At 66.8% G+C, this 15,178-nt stretch carries 16 protein-coding genes; 7 read left to right on the forward strand and 9 right to left on the reverse strand.

The window, feature by feature from the left end:
- Positions 1-58: 58 nt before the first annotated feature.
- Both B4F19_RS06625 and B4F19_RS06630 read left to right on the forward strand, forming a co-directional pair.
- The gene (locus tag B4F19_RS06625; protein ID WP_292733548.1) at positions 59-1,414 is read left to right on the forward strand and encodes an NtaA/DmoA family FMN-dependent monooxygenase; all 1,356 of its coding nucleotides are present in this window, start codon (positions 59-61) and stop codon (positions 1,412-1,414) included.
- Between the two features lie 4 nt (positions 1,415-1,418).
- Positions 1,419-1,856 carry an NUDIX hydrolase gene (locus tag B4F19_RS06630; protein WP_292733550.1) on the forward strand — a complete coding sequence of 146 codons (438 nt, stop codon included), beginning with the start codon at positions 1,419-1,421 and terminating at the stop codon, positions 1,854-1,856.
- 63 nt (positions 1,857-1,919) lie between these two features.
- On the opposite strand, the gene B4F19_RS06635 is transcribed toward B4F19_RS06630, so the two are convergent.
- Complete coding sequence (locus B4F19_RS06635; protein WP_292733553.1) at positions 1,920-2,504, reverse strand: DNA helicase; 585 nt, start codon at positions 2,502-2,504, stop codon at positions 1,920-1,922.
- Between the two features lie 94 nt (positions 2,505-2,598).
- On the opposite strand from B4F19_RS06635, the gene B4F19_RS06640 reads away from it, so the two are divergent.
- Entirely contained in the window at positions 2,599-3,171 is a 573-nt protein-coding gene (locus B4F19_RS06640; protein WP_292733555.1) for a peptidylprolyl isomerase, read from the forward strand.
- A 19-nt stretch (positions 3,172-3,190) separates the two neighbouring features.
- Complete coding sequence (locus B4F19_RS06645) at positions 3,191-4,054, forward strand: rhomboid family intramembrane serine protease (RefSeq protein ID WP_228179221.1); 864 nt, start codon at positions 3,191-3,193, stop codon at positions 4,052-4,054.
- 72 nt (positions 4,055-4,126) lie between these two features.
- Here the strand turns inward: B4F19_RS06645 and B4F19_RS06650 are convergent, their stop codons facing one another.
- Positions 4,127-4,366, reverse strand: coding sequence for a cell division protein CrgA (locus B4F19_RS06650; RefSeq protein WP_292730088.1), 240 nt, complete (start codon positions 4,364-4,366; stop codon positions 4,127-4,129).
- A gap of 111 nt (positions 4,367-4,477) precedes the next feature.
- Between B4F19_RS06650 and B4F19_RS06655 the strand changes: the two genes are divergently transcribed.
- From B4F19_RS06655 to B4F19_RS06665, 3 genes are read left to right on the forward strand one after another with little or no spacing between them, the layout of a single operon-like run.
- Entirely contained in the window at positions 4,478-5,275 is a 798-nt protein-coding gene (locus B4F19_RS06655; RefSeq protein WP_292733557.1) for a class E sortase, read from the forward strand.
- Positions 5,275-5,430 (forward strand): hypothetical protein, encoded by a 156-nt coding sequence (locus B4F19_RS06660; RefSeq protein ID WP_195692659.1) that lies wholly within the window; start codon positions 5,275-5,277, stop codon positions 5,428-5,430. The genes B4F19_RS06655 and B4F19_RS06660 overlap by 1 nt, the downstream gene beginning before the upstream one ends.
- Complete coding sequence (locus tag B4F19_RS06665; protein WP_292730080.1) at positions 5,427-6,089, forward strand: anthranilate synthase component II; 663 nt, start codon at positions 5,427-5,429, stop codon at positions 6,087-6,089. Before B4F19_RS06660 ends, B4F19_RS06665 begins: the two co-directional genes overlap by 4 nt.
- A gap of 129 nt (positions 6,090-6,218) precedes the next feature.
- On the opposite strand, the gene pknB is transcribed toward B4F19_RS06665, so the two are convergent.
- The 7 genes from pknB to B4F19_RS06700 form a co-directional block, all read right to left on the reverse strand.
- The gene (gene pknB, locus B4F19_RS06670; protein ID WP_228179225.1) at positions 6,219-7,919 is read right to left on the reverse strand and encodes a Stk1 family PASTA domain-containing Ser/Thr kinase; all 1,701 of its coding nucleotides are present in this window, start codon (positions 7,917-7,919) and stop codon (positions 6,219-6,221) included.
- 63 nt (positions 7,920-7,982) lie between these two features.
- Complete coding sequence (locus B4F19_RS06675; protein WP_292730075.1) at positions 7,983-9,686, reverse strand: serine/threonine-protein kinase; 1,704 nt, start codon at positions 9,684-9,686, stop codon at positions 7,983-7,985.
- Positions 9,683-11,137, reverse strand: a complete 1,455-nt coding sequence (locus B4F19_RS06680) for a peptidoglycan D,D-transpeptidase FtsI family protein (protein WP_228179227.1) — start codon at positions 11,135-11,137, stop codon at positions 9,683-9,685. The genes B4F19_RS06675 and B4F19_RS06680 overlap by 4 nt, the downstream gene beginning before the upstream one ends.
- 16 nt (positions 11,138-11,153) lie before the next feature.
- Positions 11,154-12,560, reverse strand: coding sequence for an FtsW/RodA/SpoVE family cell cycle protein (locus B4F19_RS06685; protein WP_292733560.1), 1,407 nt, complete (start codon positions 12,558-12,560; stop codon positions 11,154-11,156).
- The gene (locus tag B4F19_RS06690) at positions 12,553-13,797 is read right to left on the reverse strand and encodes a PP2C family protein-serine/threonine phosphatase (RefSeq protein ID WP_228179229.1); all 1,245 of its coding nucleotides are present in this window, start codon (positions 13,795-13,797) and stop codon (positions 12,553-12,555) included. The genes B4F19_RS06685 and B4F19_RS06690 overlap by 8 nt, the downstream gene beginning before the upstream one ends.
- Before the next feature lie 13 nt (positions 13,798-13,810).
- Complete coding sequence (locus B4F19_RS06695; protein WP_292733563.1) at positions 13,811-14,329, reverse strand: FHA domain-containing protein FhaB/FipA; 519 nt, start codon at positions 14,327-14,329, stop codon at positions 13,811-13,813.
- Positions 14,326-15,063 carry an FhaA domain-containing protein gene (locus B4F19_RS06700; protein WP_292733566.1) on the reverse strand — a complete coding sequence of 246 codons (738 nt, stop codon included), beginning with the start codon at positions 15,061-15,063 and terminating at the stop codon, positions 14,326-14,328. The genes B4F19_RS06695 and B4F19_RS06700 overlap by 4 nt, the downstream gene beginning before the upstream one ends.
- Positions 15,064-15,178: the final 115 nt, after the last annotated feature.

Here is a 15,178-nt window from a genome sequence, read left to right on the forward strand (position 1 = left end):
AGCCGCCGCGTAGAGTTGCGACACCGCGGCACGTGCGTGCGCGGCGAAGGGAGCTGACGTGTCGACGCTGCGGTTCGGGGTGTTCGAGGTGTACGGCCCGCAAGTGGGTGGCACGCTCAGTTGGCCGCATCCGCTCAGCGACTCGATCGACTTCGCCGACCCGGAGCGCTGGGTGCGCCTTGCGAAGGTCATGGATGCCACCGGTTTCGACTTCCTCTTCTTCGCCGACGGCTATGGCTATCCGATCGTCGGGGATGACATCAGTGCCGACGCCGTTGCGCAGGGCATCAACTTCTCGGGGTACGACCCCGCAACGCTACTCCCGGTGCTCATGCGCGAGACGTCCGACCTCGGATTCGTCGTCACCGCGACCACCGGCATCGACCACCCCGTCCAGCTCGCCCGCCGCTTCTCAACCCTGGACGTGATCTCGGGTGGACGGATCGGCTGGAACATCGTCACGGGCGCCTCGCAGAACGCTGTTGCCGAACTCTTCGGCCATGACGGGATGGTCGCGCACGACACCCGCTACGCGATGGCCGAAGAGTACGTCTCGCTGGCGCGGCGCTACTGGGAGGATGCCTGGAGTGACGACGCGCTCATAGCCGACCGCGAGTCCGGCGTCTACGCGCAACGGTCCGGCATCCATCGGGTGGTCTACGAGGGTGATCACTACCGCTCCCGCGGCTACTACGGCGCGCCCCCTACGCCCCAGCGCACGCCCCTGCTCTTCCAGGCCGGCACGTCTCCGGCCGGTCGGGCCTTCGCCGCGCGGCACGCCGAGTGTGTGTTCGTCCAGGCGACCACACCGACTCACACGGCATCCGCCGTTGCCGACCTGCACCGGCGCGCCGGCGACGAAGGGCGCACGACACCGCTCGTGACGATGGCGGGGCTGACCGCGATCGTTGCCGAGACCTCTGCCGAGGCGAGGGAGCTCGCCGACGAATTCGACAGGATGCAGACCGACGATGTTGTGGCGACTCTCTACGCGGGCAACACCGGCATCGATCTGCGAACCCTCGATCCCGACCAGACTCTCCACCAGGTGCTCGACGCCGGCGGACCGATCGGACAGATGGGCACCAGCAACATCGAGCGATTCCTCGGCAGCGCGGAGCGACCCGCTCCGACGGTGCGGGAGATTCTCGACGAGCTGCGCTGCCGCGGCACGCGGGGCTTCCGTCTGGTCGGAGACCCGACCGAGGTGGCTGACGGGGTCGAGGAACTTGCGGCCCGCACGGGACTCGACGGGTTCCTGATCGAGCCCGTCTTCGGAACCCGGGATGTCGAGGCGTTCGGTGACCTCGTTCTTCCGATTCTGCGCGAGCGCGGACGGCTTTCGCCGCGGCGATCGGATGCGACGTTCCGGTCCCGCATGCGGGGGATGCTGCCGGCAGCTCCCGTATCGTAAGTCCATGGATCTGCGGGTCGCGGCTTACTCGATCGTCATAGACGACGACAGGCGCATGCTGCTCGCGCACTGGAACGAAGGCGGTGCCTCCGGCTGGACCCTTCCTGGCGGCGGCCTCGAACCCGGCGAAAGTCCGGATGCTGCGGCACGCCGCGAAGCCCGCGAAGAGACCGGCTACCGCGTTGCGCTCGACGAACTTCTCGGCATCCACTCGCGCGTGATCCCCGCCCGCCGCCGACTCGTGGCCGGGTCGGATCTGCCGCTGCAGGCACTGCGCATCGACTACCGCGCCCACGTCACCGGCGGCGAGCTGCGCAACGAAACCGATGGCACAACGGATCGAGCCGAGTGGTTCCCGCTGTCGGAGGTGCGGCGACTGAAGCGCGTCAGCCTCGTCAACATCGGCCTGCGGATGGCGGGACTGGAGTCCTTCGCGCGCTGAAGGCTTCAGCGCAAACGACTGCGGCGCCCGGAAACCGGGCGCCGCAGCACTGGCTGATCTGAATCAGGCGTCGGGAGCGCGCAGCGGGTCGTCGGCAACCCACAGCTCGTCGTCTGCCCGCAGGGTCTGCCAGGCGGCGTAAAGCACACCGGCTGCTGCGATGACACCGAGGATGATGGCGAACACGCCACCGGCGCCGATCCCCTGCTTCTGGGGCTCGAGGGCCGACAGCTTCTTGGACAGCTTCTTCGAGACATCCTTGCCGTACTTGTCGGCGAGCTTGGCGTACTTCTTGGCGTCGGGCGCAGACAGTCCACGGCCCGCAGCGAGTCTCGCGCGAGTCTCGTTTGCGGCGTCCCATGCCGAGAGGGCCGAACCGACGACGGCTCCCGTCGCAGGGATCGCTCGGTTGGTCAGGAACGACTTGGACGATGCGAGTCCGCGCTGGACATACGGCTGCGCGTACTTGCCGTAGGCCTCCTGAACCTGGGGCACGACCTGCTCACGGCCGTAGTTGCCCAACTGCCGACCCGCTTGGCGGGCGATGTCAGCGGCTTCGCCAACGAGCGCCTGCTGCGACTCCCAGATGTCGTTCGCGTGCTTCTGGAGCTTGCGGAGTTCCTTCTTGCGCTTGCGGCTGAGGCTCACGGGGCCCTCCCTGTCGTGTCGACGTGGTCTTCCCATCTTGCCATGTGTGCCGCAGACGGGAAGTGTTCCCGGCGAACTCTGAAAGAATGGCGGCATGCCTCAGCACACCGCGGTCGCCACGATCCACACTAACCACGGCGACATCGTCGTCAACCTGTTCGGGGACCAGGCCCCGCGCACGGTCCAGAACTTCGTCGGCCTCTCCGACGGAACCCGTGACTGGACGCACCCGGCCACCGGCAAGCCGGGTGAGGGCGCGCTCTACACGGATGTCATCTTCCACCGCATCATCGAGGGCTTCATGATCCAGGGCGGCGACCCGCTGGGCGTCGGCACAGGCGGACCGGGATACAACTTCAACGACGAGATCAGCCCCGAACTCACCTTCACCGAGCCCTACAAGCTCGCAATGGCCAACGCGGGCCTCCGCCGCAACGCCATCACCGGCCAGGCCGAGGGCACGAACGGTTCCCAGTTCTTCATCACGGTTCCCGGTCAGGGCGGCCGTGGTCCCGAGTGGCTTCAGGGCAAGCACACGATCTTCGGTGAGGTCGCGGATGACGAATCCCGCCGTGTCGTCGACGCGATCAGCGCCGTTGCCACCGGCCCGGGCGATCGTCCGATCGAGCCCGTCGTGATCTCGTCGATCGACATCGCTTCGGTCTGACCGGAGGGCGGCGTCCGCCGTGACGACTTCCGACGAGTTCCGCAGCAACCGCGATAACTTCTGCTACCGGCATCCGGACCGGCAGAGCTTTGTGCTGTGCCAGCGCTGCATGCGCACGATCTGCCCGGAGTGTCAAACCCCGGCAGCAGTCGGGGTCATCTGCCCGGAGTGCCTGCGTGAGCAGCGTGCGACGCAGACCACTGCCCAGAAGAAGGCCGAGCGACGCTGGTCTCGGGCTCCGATGACTGTCGGAACCCAGCGACCGACGGCGACCTACGTCATCATCGCGATCACGGCGGCGGTCTTCGTTCTTCAGCTTTTCATCCCCGCGCTCGAGGGCATCTTCGCCTTCAACAGCGCCTTTGTGATCCCATCGATCGCATTCGAGCCGTGGCGGTTGCTCACGGCTGTCTTCTTGCACTCGAGCTTCTTCCACATCGGACTGAACATGCTCGCGCTGTGGATGATCGGCAGATCGCTGGAGCCGCTTCTCGGTCACGCGCGATTTGTCGCGCTGTACCTGCTTTCGGGACTCGGCGGATCCGTGGGCGTCGCGTTGATTGCGCCCGGCATCTGGGTAGTCGGAGCCTCGGGCGCCGTCTTCGGTCTCCTTGGCGCGCTGTTGGTGATCGGTCGTCACATCGGGGCGAACATCACCGGCATCCTGATCGTGCTCGGCATCAACCTCGTGATCGGGTTCGTCCCGGGGTACAACATCGCGTGGCAGGCGCACATTGGCGGCCTTGTCGTCGGAGCACTCATCGGGCTCGTGTTCGCCCGAACCCGCACGCGGGCTCGCCAGCCGCTGCAGATCGGACTTCTCATCGCTATCGGCGTCGGCTTGTTGGCGCTGCTGGCGATCCCCGCCGTGTTCTACGTGTGATTCATCCACAGATTCATCCACACCTGGGGATGAATCACAGCGGTGTAATTCGGTGGGTACCGATCCGCGCGGCTAGCGCCAGCGTGTGGTCATGAGGAAGCCGACGAAGGCGATCCCGAATCCGATGACGAGGTTCCACGCGTCGATCCCGGGAATCGGGAACTGCATGCCGCTGATGTAGAAGATCAGAACCCAGACCAGGCCGAGCAGCATGAGCCCGATCATGACCGGCTTGAACCAGACAGGGTTCGGTGCGGAATCCGCGCTGCTGCTCTCGACGATCGGTTCGTCGTCGTTGCTCGGGCGTGCCATGCGTCAAGTCTAACTGCCAGGGCTCCTCCAGCAGGAGACGAATAGAATCGCCCGTGATGTACGACGCCCGGTGACCTGGGCCCAAACGAGGACTCAGACGAGGGGGATGCCGTGGGTGATGCGGAGGAGACGCCGCAGCTGACCCGGCGATCGCGTCGCACCACGAAGCGCCGCCGCCGGGTGAGCGTCCTCGGCGTGATCGGGGAACTACTCATCACCGTCGGTGTCCTCGCCTTCCTCTATGTCGGTTGGCAGTTGTGGCTCGGAGACGTCATCCAGGGCGCGCAGAAGAACGCTGCCGGCAGCGAGTTGTCGGAGCAGTGGGCACAGGCAGCAGAGACTGCATCTCCAACGCCGGATGCTTCGGCCTCGCCGGAGCCGACCGCCACCACCGACGCCGACGTTTCCATCCCTGTTCTCGGGCAGCCCGATGACGCGCAAGAGTTCGCTGTCATGCGTGTTCCCCGCTGGGGCTCGGACTACATGGTGCCGGTCGCGGGCGGTGTGACGCGTGCACGAACGCTCGACCCGATCGGCATCGGTCATTACCCGGGCACGCAAATGCCGGGAGAGACCGGGAACTTCGCCGTCGCCGGCCACCGCACGACGTACGGCAAGCCGTTCTCCGACATCGAGACCCTGCGGATCGGCGATGCGATCGTCGTCGAAACTGAAGCCGGCTGGTACACCTATCGGTTCCGCACCCTCGAGTATGTGAAGCCGACTGAGACCTCAGTGCTCAACGCGACGCCGCAGCTGGATGTCGCAGCCGGCGATGCCTACATCACGTTGACCAGCTGCAGTCCGCGCTGGAGCATGACGGAGCGCATCGTCGCGTACGGCGTGTTCGAGTCGTTCACTCCCCGCGAAGCCGGCCCGCCCGCATCCCTCACGGAAGGAATCGCCTGATGTATGCCGCTCTCTGGCACGTGCTGCCCGGCCCGTGGTGGGCAAAGGTCGCGATTCTCACCGTGATGGCCGCCGCTGTTCTGTACGGCCTCGTGTTCTACGTTTTCCCCTGGATCAGTGAGCTGACCACTCCGCAGGACGCGACAGTCGGGTGACCGCAGATCCAGCGAGCATCGCACCGGTGCTCGTAGTCGACAACCACGACAGCTTCGTCCACACGCTCGTCGGGTACCTGCACGAGTTGGGTGCCGCTACCGTCATGGTCGAGGCAGACCAGGTCAGCGTGGATGCCGTCCCGCGGCTCGTCGGTGAACACGCCGGCATCCTTATCTCCCCCGGTCCCGGTCGCCCCGCCGACACCGCGGCCTCGCAGAATCTTGTGCGCGAGGCCGTGGAGCGGGGTGTTCCCGTGCTCGGAGTGTGCCTAGGGCACCAGGTGATCGCCGAGGCACTGGGTGCGCGGGTGTCCGTCGCTCCGGAACTGTTCCATGGCGTCACCTCGCCGGTCACTCACGATGGGTCGACGCTCTTTTTCGGAATCCCGTCGCCGTTCATCGCCAACCGGTATCACTCGCTGTCGATTGATCCCGACTCGATCCCCGAGAGTCTCGTCGTCACGGCCCGCACCGACAGCGGAATCGTCATGGGCATCGCGCACCGCGACGCGCCGCTGTGGGGTGTGCAATTCCACCCCGAGAGCGTGCTCACCGAAGGCGGTTACCGGCTGCTGGCGAACTGGTTGGAACAGGTCGGCTATCCGGATGCCGTCGAACGATCCCGCACGCTCCGGCCGCACGTCGCCGCCGGCGTGTGAGTCAATCCCTCGCGAGACTGCACCGTGCCCGCGAGGCCGTGCGCTCAGTGGGCTCTCTCGCGGGCACGTTGCAGTCTCGACGGTCTAGCCAGACGAGGCGAGCGCCGCTCGGCGCCGTGCGGTCGGGGGTCAACCGGAGCAGTAGGTCAACGTGATCGTCGAGCGGACCGGGACCTCACCGGGCGCGAGGGACTGAGCGATGACGACAGGCGGGTTGGTCGCGGGGCACGACGTGTCCTCCTGCGTCTCGACCGTCAGCTGAGTGTCCGGGGCTTCGAGTTCGCGCGTGGCAGCCTCGACGGTGTACCCGGTCACGTCGTTGATCAGAACGCGTCCCGTCGCAACGACGAGGTCGACGCTGCTTCCAACCGCGACCTGATCACCGCCAGCCGGGTCCGCAGCGATGACGATTCCGGCGTCGAGGGCGGGGTCGTTGCGCGAGGTCACCGTGCCGACCTTCAGACCGACCTGCTCGAGGGCCTGCGCGGCAGTTTCCTGCGTGAGGCCGGTGAGCGTCGGCACGGCCGCGAGCTCTTGCCCCGTCGAAACGTAAACCTTGATCTCCTGGTTCACCTCGACCGAGACATCCGTGCCGGGTTCTGTCCGGATGACGTTTCCTTCGGCCACCTCGACACTCGACTCTTCGACGCGCACCGGAACGAGGTCGATCGCGGTCAGTTCTTCGGCGGCCCGATCGTAGGTCATGCCGGTGAGGTCGGGGACGATCCGGGAGTTGCTGGGGACGTTCTCGTCCCCGCGCGGAATGGTGAGCACCCAGAACAAGACCGAGATCAGCAACACGGCCAGGATCGCGACGCCTGCCCACACCCAGGCCACGGGGGGACCCGACTGCGTGCGGCGCATGGTCGTGTCGGTCGAGAGCTGCCGAAGCGACCGGGCAGTCTCTGCGGCTTGCCGCGGGTTGGGTCCGTAGAGCTCGCTGGTGAGTGTTCCCAACTGGCGGCGGGAGGGCGCCTTACCGGTCAGTGCGTGAGTCAGTGCGGCGCGAAACGAGGGGGCGTCTTGGTAGCGCTGGTAGGGATCCTTCGCGAGAGCGCGCAGCACTACGGCATCCAGCGCTCGCGGAATCTCTTCGTTGATCTCCGACGGCGTGAGGGGGGTCTCGCTGACGTGCTGATAGGCAACGGCAACCGGGGACTCGCCCCGGAACGGCGCTCTGCCGGTCAACAGCTCATAGAGCACGACACCGGTGGAGTACAGGTCGGCGCGGGCATCGACAGGTTCCCCCTTCGCCTGCTCCGGGGAGAAGTAGGCGGCGGTGCCGAGGATCGCGGTGGTCTCGGCGACGGTGGACGACGAATCCGAGACGGCGCGAGCGATACCGAAGTCCATGACCTTGATGTGGTCGTCGGCGGTGACCATGACGTTGCCGGGCTTGATGTCGCGGTGCACCACACCGGCACGGTGCGAGTACTCGAGGGCTTCAAGGATGCCGTCGGCATAGGCGACGGCACGCTCGGCGTCGACAGGGCCCTCTTCGATGACGTCCTTCAGCAGTCGACCAGAAACCAGCTCCATGACGATGTACGGCACCGGCTGGGTCGTGCCGTCGGGAAGGGACTCGGTCTCTTCGCCGGCGTCGAACACGCGCACGATCGTCGGGTGCGACATCCGCGACGCCGCCTGCGCCTCCAAGCGGAAGCGCGTGCGGAAACCGGCATCGCGGGCCAGCTCAGGATCGAGGATCTTGATGGCGACGTCGCGGCCGAGGGTCAGGTCGTATCCGCGATACACCGATGCCATGCCGCCACGGCCGATCGACTCGTCGATCCGGTAGCGCCCCGACAGCACGCGAGAATCGTCGGTCACACTACCCCTCCCTGACTGAGCCAGTCTGTTCAGCCTAGTCGAGCGCTTCCTGTGAACCTCCGGTCAGGGAGTGGGGGTCGGGGTCGCTGGAGCCTCAATCTGAACCTGCATCTGCGGTGAGGCATCCGACGTGCGCTGCTCGGCGCCACTGCACAGGGCGGTGTACGACGCGGTGAGCGTCTGTCCGGCTGCGTTGGCGATCAGGATCGCCTCCTCGCGGTCGTTCGGGGGGAACGTGCGCTGCGAGGTGCCGTCAACGGTGAAGACCGCGTTCTGCAGGGTGACGGTGTAGCCGCTGAGCGTGCCCGTGCCGGTGGGGCAGGTGAAGCTGTCCCACGTCAGCGTGACGGTCGAGCCCGCCACAGCAGGCTCACCGCCCTGGATCGCCGGGGGGTTGCTCGGGCCGCCGATGGGCGTGACCTGGCCGTAGCACGAGATCGTGAGCGCCGTTGTCGGCTCGATGTTGCCGGTCGGGTTCACCTGCCAAACGACGCCGACCTGCGAGTCATCCGGAGCAGCAGTGCCGTTGTCGGTGACCACTTCGAGCACCCCCGCGCTCTTGGCAGCCTGCACAGCCTGGTCGCACTGCATGCCGACGAGGTTCAGGGCGTCGATGTTGATGCGGGTCTCACTCGGCGAGGGCGTCGGTGTCGAGGCGCTCGGCGACGGGGCCGACGACGAGCTCGTGGGGTCGGGTGACGGCTGCTGGTTGGCAACCAGGGCCCATATCGTGCCGCCGAGCACGAGCACAAGCAGCACGATGAGCGCGACGAGGGGCCAGGTCCACGGGCTGCGCTTGCGCGGCGCAGGCTCTTCGGTAGGGGTCTCCGGAGCCGGCATCAGCCGTGTCTCGGCGGATGTCGCGGTGGACGTCAGCAGTGCCGTTGCGTCATCAGCGGCGATGGCGCCCGTGGCGATCGCCGGGATCGCTGCTGCTGCGGCGGCGACGTCGCCTCGGCGCAGAGCCGTGGCTGCCCGAGCAACGGCAGCCGCCGTGGCAGGTCGGTCCTCGGGCTTTTTGGCGATCATCGCCATGACGAGGTTCTGTACCGGAACAGCCACGGTTGGCGGCAGCGGCGGCGGCTGCTCGTTGATCTGGGCCATCGCGATCGCGACCTGGGACTCGCCGGTGAACGGACGCTTGCCGGCCAGGCATTCGTACGCGACGATCCCGAGCGAGTAGATGTCGGTGGCAGGGGAGGCCGGGTGACCGGATGCTTGCTCGGGCGAGAGGTACTGCACGGTGCCCATGACCTGGCCTGTCGCGGTCAGGGGAACCTGGTCGGCGATACGAGCGATGCCGAAGTCCGTGATCTTGACGCGGCCGTCGGGGGTGATCAGCAGGTTCCCGGGCTTGATGTCGCGATGGACGAGGCCCGCCGCGTGCGCTGCCTGCAGGGCTGCAGAGGTCTGGGCGATGATGTCGAGCGTCTTGTCAGTCGACAGCGATCCGTCTCGTTCGAGGATCGTCGACAGGGCTTCACCGGGAACGAGCTCCATCACCAGGAACGCACTGCCGTTCTCTTCGCCGTAGTCGAAGACGCTGGCGATGCCCTCGTGGTTGACGAGCGCTGCGTGCCTGGCCTCGGCGCGGAACCGCTCGAGGAACCCGGGGTCGCCCATGTACTCGTCTTTGAGGATCTTGATCGCGACCGTCCGTCCGATGACGTGGTCGGTTGCTTCCCAGACCTCGCCCATGCCGCCGATCGCGATTCGCGAATCCAGCTCGTAACGGCCGCCGAAGGTCACACCCTGCGTCGGTCTCATTTGTTCAGCACCGCCTCCATGACCTTCTTCGCGATCGGGGACGCGATGAGATCTCCGTATCCCGACTGACCCATTCCGCCACCGTTCTCCACGACGACAGCCACTGCCACCTCGGGATCGTCGGCGGGCGCGAACCCGGTGAACCAGAGGGTGTACGGCTTGTTGGGTCCGTTCTCCGCCGTACCCGTCTTACCGGCCACGTCGACGCCCTCTATTCTTGCATTCGAGGCGGCGCCGTTTTCGACATTCGCGACCATCATGGCGACCATCTCCTCGTTCAACGCGGGACTCAGTGCCTCGCCGAAAACGGTGCTCTCAAACGTCTGCTGCACCGAAAGGTCGGGCCCGATGACCTGGTCGACCATGCGGGGGTTCATGACGATGCCGCCGTTGGCGATACCGGCCGAGACCATCGCCATCTGCAGCGGCGTCGCCGTCACCTGCCCCTGACCGAAGCCGGTGAGCGCGGTCTGCGGAGCGTCCAGCCCCCGGGGGTAGCTCGAGGGAATCGAGTCGAGCGGGATGCTGAACGAGAGGTTGAAGCCGAACTTCTCAGCCTGCTGGCGGATGGCCTCGTCTCCGAGCTGCACGGCAAGCTGAGCCATGGGGATGTTGCAGCTCAGGCGCAGCGCGTCGGCTATCGATACCGTCTCGCCCGGCCCACATGTTCCGCCGCTGGCGTTGCGGATCGTGTTCGACGACTGGGGCAGCTGCCAGATGGCCGGGTTCGGGATCTGCGAATCGGGCGTGTAGTCGCCCGACGCCAGAGCCGCCGCGACGACGACGACCTTGAACGTCGATCCCGGTGGGTTGAGATCCCCCGCGATGGCGCGGTTGTAGAGCGGGTCCGCGGGATCCGCGAGCAGGGCGGCGTAATCAGTCTCGACCTGAGCGGTGTCGTGCGAAACGAGGAGGTTCGTGTCGTAGCTGGGGCTCGTGACCATCGCGAGGACTCGGCCCGTGTCGGGTTCGATCGCGATGACCGCGCCCTGCAGGTCGCCGAGGGCCTCGTACGCGGCTCGCTGGACGTCGGCATCCAGCGACAGCACGACATTGGAGCCGCGCGGCGGCTGCCCGGTGAGGATCTGTTCGATGCGAGAGAGGAACTGCGAGCTCGCGGTGCCGCTGAGCTCGTCGTTCATGGCCTGTTCGATGCCGGTCGCTTCGCCCACCACCGGGATCACCCCGGTCACCGGAGCCCACATGTCGGGGTCGACGTAGACCCGCTGCCAGCTGAAGACGTCACTCGAGGGGACCGATGACGCGATAGCCGAGCCGCTTGCGATGATCGAGCCGCGCTGCACTTCGTAGGAGTCGTACAGGGCACGCGTGTTGCGCGGGTAGTCGGCGAGATCCGCCGACTGGATTCCCTGGATCCACGTCGTCGAGGCGAACAGGGCGAGGAACATCATGAGCATCAGGATGCTCAGCCGCCGCAACTCCTTGGTCATCGCCGCATCACCCCCATCATCCGATCACCGCGCGAGGACGGCTGCGGACGGCATCCGAGATGCGAAGCAGAAGGGCCACGATGATCCAGTTGGCAACGAGCGAGGATCCGCCCGCGGCCAGGAACGGTGTCGTGAGGCCCGTGACGGGGATGACTCGGGTGACGCCGCCGACCATGATGAACACCTGCAGGGCGATCGTGAACGCGAGACCGGTCGCCAAGAGCTTGCCGAAGTCGTCTTGACCGGCGACGCCGATCCGGATGCCGCGCGCAACGAACACCATGTACAGCAGCAGGATGGCGAAGACACCGGCAAGGCCGAGCTCTTCACCGAGGCTCGGCAGGATGTAGTCGCTCTGCGACAGCGGCGTGATGTAGGGCCGCCCCTGCCCGAGCCCGGTGCCGATGAGCCCGCCGTGGGCGAGGCCGTAGATTCCTTGCACGAGCTGGAAGCTGCCGCCGTAGGCGTCGATGCGCTCAGGGTTGAACGGGTCGAGCCAGTTGTCGAACCGCCCCCCGACGTAGGACAGCACCCGCGAGGCGAAGAACGCGCCGGCCGCGGCCAGGACGAGACCGATGACGACCCAGGACGTCTTGCCGGTGGCGACGTAGAGCATCGCGACGAACATGCCGAACAGCAGCAGTCCGGTGCCGAGGTCGCGCTGCAGCACGATGATGCCGAGCGAGATCAGCCAGAGGACGAGGAGGGGACCCAGCTCGCGCGCCCGCGGCCACGTCATGCCCAGGAACCGGGTTCCGACCGAGCTCAGGCTCTCGCGGGTGCGCACGAGGTAGCCGGCGAAGAAGATCGCCAACGAGATCTTCGCGAGCTCGCCGGGTTGGAACGAGAAGATCCCGAGCGACACCCAGACGTCCGCGTTCGCATCGGTACCGAGGCCCGGCACGATCGGAAGTAGCAGCAGGGCGATCCCGGCGAACCCGAAGATGTAGGTGTAGCGGAACAGCACGCGGTAGTTGCGCAGCACGATCACCACGGCGAGGCATCCGAGGATCGCAATGCCCGCCCAGGCGAGCTGGCGAACCGACGCCGCATCCCACCCTTCGGCGCCGTCGGCGAGGTCGATGCGGTAGATCATCGCGATCCCGAGCCCGGTGAGGAGGGTCGCAATCGGCACGACGAACGGGTCGGCATCCCGGGCCCAGACGCGCAAGCCGATGTGGACAGCGATGACCGTGGTGAACAGTCCGCCGAAGGCGATGAGGTAGGCGGCGGCGATCTCGCCCATGACGCCGAGCTGCACCAGCGCGAGGGCGCCCAGCGAGAGCACGAGGGCGAACAGCAGCAGGCCGAGTTCGCGGTTGCGCTGCTTCTGCGGGGTGCGCAGTCGCTTGAGCGCGCGGACGACTGCCGTGTCGGTCGAGACGTCGACCGCCGGTTCACGCGTGATCGCGGGATCAGCCATCTGATTCCTCCGCGTCGTCGGGATCGAGCGCGTTCACGATCGCTCGCGCATCTGCGAGCGATCGGGCCGAGATCGTGCCTTCGACCGTTGCGCGCTTGAAGTTGCTCAGATCGGCGAGCAGGATGCCGGTGTCCTCGTACGGCGTCGACAGCGAGATCGGGCCGATGTTCTGCTGGATGCCGCGGTAGATGACGACAGTGTCGTCGTCGGCGCCGACGAAAAAGCGGGTCTGCGTCCACTGGTAGGCGCCGAAGAGGGCGACGCCGATCATCGCGAGCACGATCACGAACCCTGCGATCCAGGCAAGCCGGCGGCGTCGCGACCGGCGGCGGTCCTCTTCGATGAGCTCTTCGAGGAACTCCGGGGCCGGTTCGAAATGGGTCGGCTCGTTGGCTGCCTGCCGCGCAGGATGCAACCAGCCCGTCAGGGAGCTGCGGGCCGCGGGGACGTCGATTCCCTCCGGGTTCGACGCGGACCCGACAACCGTCGCGGTTCCCGAGAAGAGCGGATGCCGCCCCCCGACATCCACCAGCACGATGGTGACGTTGTCGGGAGCCCCGGCATCCAGAGCCATCTTCAGCAGAGCGTCGGCGGTGCGGGCGGGAGCGAGATCTGCCGCGAGTGCCTTGGACGTCTGGGTGTCGGGGACGACGCCGCACAGCCCGTCCGAGCACAGGAGCCAGCGGTCACCGGGCTGAGTCGGCATGACGAAGGTGTCGATCTCGGGGTTCGGCGACATGTCACCGAGCACGCGCATCAGCACCGAGCGCCGCGGGTGATACCGCGCCTCTTCGGGAGTGATGCGACCCGAGTCGACCAGACGCTGGACGAACGTGTGGTCCGTCGTGATCTGGGTCAGGGCCCCGTCGCGGTACAAGTACACGCGGGAATCGCCGATGTGGGCGATCACGGCGTAGTCATCGACCATCGCAAGCGCGCTCACGGTGGTTCCCATGCCGGCCAGTTCCGGGCGCGCGGCGACGGTATCGATGAGGGCAGCCGCGGTATCGGTGATCGCCTCGCCCAATGCGCGTTCTGCTGCAGCGGGTGAGTCGAAGGGTCGATCGAGCTCTGCCAGCTGCGCGATCGCGATGCTCGAGGCCACGTCGCCACCGGCGTGGCCGCCCATCCCGTCGGCGACGACGAACAGGTTGGACCCGGCGTACCCGGAGTCCTGGTTGTTCGAGCGCACCTTGCCGGTGTGCGACAGCGCCGCGCTGGATCCTTCGAAGACCATGACGGGTCGGCCGTTACTTCCGCAGCTCGAAGGTTGTCGCGCCGACCTTGATCGGGGCGCCGATCTTCACCTCGACCGGCGCGCTCACGCGTGCGCCGTCATGCCAGGTGCCGTTCGTGGAATCGAGATCCTGCAGCATCCACTGCTCGCCCCAAAGCAGGAGACGCGCGTGGTGGCTCGAGGTGTAGTCGTCACGGATGACCAGGCCCGACTCGCTGGATCGCCCGATCGTCAGCGGTTCGGTTCCCAGGGGGAGCTCGAGACCGGCCTTGGGGCCGCTCGTGATCACGATGCGCGAGACGGCGTCTTTCGTTGCGGGTCCCCCAGCGGCTCCGGAGGGTGCCGGCTGTGCGGTGGGCGCCACGGGGGCTGTCTCTCGGGGCGAGGAGGGCCCGGCCGCCGCAGCCTCCGGCATCCGTCGTACCCGCACACCGAACACGTCGGCGCGCAACGAGTAGACCACGGCGAAGACGAAGAACCAGAGCAGAAGCAGAAAGCCGATCTGCAGCAGAAGAAGTGTCAGTTCACTCATGCGCGGCCGCCCCCGTCGAACACGTCGAAAGCGCGCGTGGCATCGGATGCTGCAGGTCGCGCCGGCGCCGAGGCCTGCGCGACGACGCGGAAGGTCATGTCGGTGCGGCCGATCGTGATGGTGGAGTCCGGTGGCAGGGGGGACTCGGTGATCTTGCGACCGTTCAGCAGCGTGCCATTGGTCGACCCGAGGTCGCGCACCATCGCGCGCTCGCCGTCCCACAGCACTTCGACGTGCCGGCGGCTGGTTCCGGAATCCGCGAGCGTGATGTCGGCGTCGCTTCCCCGACCGATCACCGTGCGGGCCTTCACGAGCGGATGCCGCTGGCCCGCGATGTCGAGAACGCCGCGCCATGACACCGAGCCTTGCGCGGTCGACGAGTCGACCTGCAGCGTCCCGGTCGAGAGGGCTTCGTCTCGGCGAATGGTTACGGAAACGGGGCCGGCGAAGGTATATCCCTGTGACCGTGCGTGCTTCGTGACGAGATCGGCCAGTTCGTCGACGAGTGGCTGTCCGATCGCCTGCATCCGTTCGTCGTCGGCGGGTGCCAGCCGGACGGTGAACGTGTTCGGGGCAAGGATCCTGTCCCGGGCCACAACGGCGGCCTTCTTGTCGAGCTCGCTGCGCAGGGCGGAGGCGATCTCGACGGGTTGGATCCCGCTACGGAAGGTCTTCGCGAACGCGCCGTTCACGGCACGTTCGAGTCCCTTCTCGAAGCTGTCAAGTAGTCCCACGGATCTCCTCAGGCAGGCAGAGCGGTCCACCCATGCTAGTTGGAGACTCTGAACGGGCCATGGACGACCTGGCGGAAGCGCCGATACCGGGCGCCTTGCCTCACGTCAAGATGTC

It is taken from the genome of Microbacterium sp. UBA1097 (assembly GCF_002313585.1).
Classification (GTDB): domain Bacteria; phylum Actinomycetota; class Actinomycetes; order Actinomycetales; family Microbacteriaceae; genus Microbacterium.